Here is a 2,184-nt window from a genome sequence, read left to right on the forward strand (position 1 = left end):
TTTTCTTCTTTCTTGATAAGATACTTTTCGTTTTTTAGCTACTTTTAAGTATTCCTTTCTAGCAATTATTCTAGAAGTTCTCGGCTTTTTTCTCAATTTTACTCTTAATGGTTGATAAAGATTATCTATTATTCTTTCTGTCTCAATTCTGGCTTGATTTAATATGCCTAAATCCGTTGGGTATTTGATGTCTGCTGGCGCACAAGTCGCATCTAAAATTAGTTTACCTTTATTTTTTATTTTTTCTCCTTTTTCTTGGAGACAATCCTTTTTTTTTACTTCTTTATCATTCTTGTCTATTTCTCTTTTTACTATTTTTTTATTGATTTTGTTTATCAATTCTCCATCAATTCTTTTCCTAAAATGAACTAGCATTGAAGATTCCAGTGGTGGCTCTTGTTGATAACAATTTAAACCTATAAAGTATTGTAGATAGGGATTTTCTCTAATCTGTTCTATAGTTTCTCTATCACTTGTTCCTAATTTTTCCTTAATAATTAATGTCCCTAATGCCATTCTAAATAGTTTGGCTGGCGCACCTTTTTCTGCTGAAAAAAGTTTAGCATATTCTTCCTCAAAATCATCCCAAGATATCAACTCTGCCATGATTACCCAACGATTATTGGGGGACAATTTGCCCTCGAAAGGTAATTCAAATTTTTCTGGGGGCGGTAAAGGTTGCTCCTCTTTTCGATACATTTGTTCTTGACCAACAACTGGGAGGTGTTTCTACCAATTATAGCGGTTTGTAGCCGACAAAGCTGATCTTTTTTGCGATCGCGAATATGGGTGTAACCTTTTAAAGAATAGGGTTTTGCTTTTATTCAGCAAACCCTAAATATTTGTAGCAGATATTTAACGAAGATTGATCAACTTTACTATATCTAACTAATTTGTAAATAAAGCTAACAGTAATATCAAGAAAGAAATATGATTATTAATCTTTACTTTTGTATGTTAAAAAGTTTTCTTTTTGCCTAAAAAAAAAGTAAATTAATTTATCAAAATACGACCATTTTTTACGCTAGAAATACAGTTTAGCTTCTTAATTTTTGGCAAAGAATTGAATCAAAAAACCATTGATAGTATTGGCTTAGTAGAGTTATTTCTTAATCAAGTAATTGTATGGTTATTTGTCAACAAAAATGGTTAAAAACCCTATCTTTGGGTATTATTTTCTCCTTGAGTAGTGCCATTAGTGCCAACGGGTTTACTGTTTCATACTTCTATGAAGAAGACCCAGGTAATCCAGGTGGTCCAGGTGTTGCTCCTCGGCCACCAGGTGAATCTAATAAGCCATTATTTGATATTGCAGAAGCTAATGGGGGTTTTGTTACATTCGGTTATCAATTTTCAGTTGATCCAGATCCTGGAGCGGAAAATCTACAAATAAGTGCTGTTGGTGTTTTTGCGACCCCAGATAATGAGTTTACACCAGCACAAGGTAATCCCAACGATTATTTCACAATACCAGCCCAAGATCCACAAACTCCAACGCCTTTCGCTTTTTTAGAAGCCGAACATCAAGTGGGACTTTGGCGAGTTAATAGCAGCGGAGATCCTATAAATGAGAGTGGATCGGTTGTATCTCCTGAAAGTGCGCTTATCACGAGCCTCACCATCAAGCCTGGAGATCCTGACAACCCTGGAAATCCCAATCCCGACCTTGCTTATATTGAGGGTTTTGCTTATGCTGCTTTGGACAGTCCCATTTCCTTAAGCGGTTCTCAACAATTCTTTCGGTTAGGGGTAACTCATACTGGAGGTGACCAAGTACCACCTGAGGATCTTCCAGATATCGCTTGGCTCGATAACTTGAGCGGCGGAGACTTGACATTCCCCTCGGTGGGCCTTAATGGATTACCTGACCCTGGAGCGGCTATTGACCTCAACTTGGCTTTACAACAAGCTACCGATGTAGCTGGAGGTACAGGTAATCTTCTAGGCTATGCGCAAGGGTATTATGGTGTTCCCACCTCGGGTACAGATACTTTAGCTTTTCCAGACCTACCGACCTCACGGGGTGACAAGTAGGTTGAAAAGTAAGTCCAGAGCGGTTTTTCTCTGTTACCCGACCCTAAACAATTGTCGGCAACCAGAGAGCTTATTGAGAATGAACGATAATGATAATCATTTGCAAATGGGGGGGGAANACGTGGCGGAGGCGAGGTAGGCGCTCAGCGA

The 2,184-nt window shown here is 38.1% G+C and carries 1 protein-coding gene and 1 pseudogene; one reads left to right on the plus strand and one right to left on the minus strand.

Features of this window, described 5'->3' with window-relative positions; all coding sequences use genetic code 11:
* Positions 1–699, minus strand: a pseudogene (locus CWATDRAFT_RS31310) (IS5-like element ISCwa2 family transposase); the annotation flags it as partial.
* A gap of 426 nt (positions 700–1,125) precedes the next feature.
* Between CWATDRAFT_RS31310 and CWATDRAFT_RS31315 the strand changes: the two are divergent.
* A complete protein-coding gene (locus CWATDRAFT_RS31315; protein WP_007308684.1) occupies positions 1,126–2,034 on the plus strand; it encodes a hypothetical protein in 909 nt (302 codons plus the stop codon).
* Positions 2,035–2,184 lie beyond the last annotated feature (150 nt).

Source organism: Crocosphaera watsonii WH 8501, assembly GCF_000167195.1.
GTDB lineage: Bacteria > Cyanobacteriota > Cyanobacteriia > Cyanobacteriales > Microcystaceae > Crocosphaera > Crocosphaera watsonii.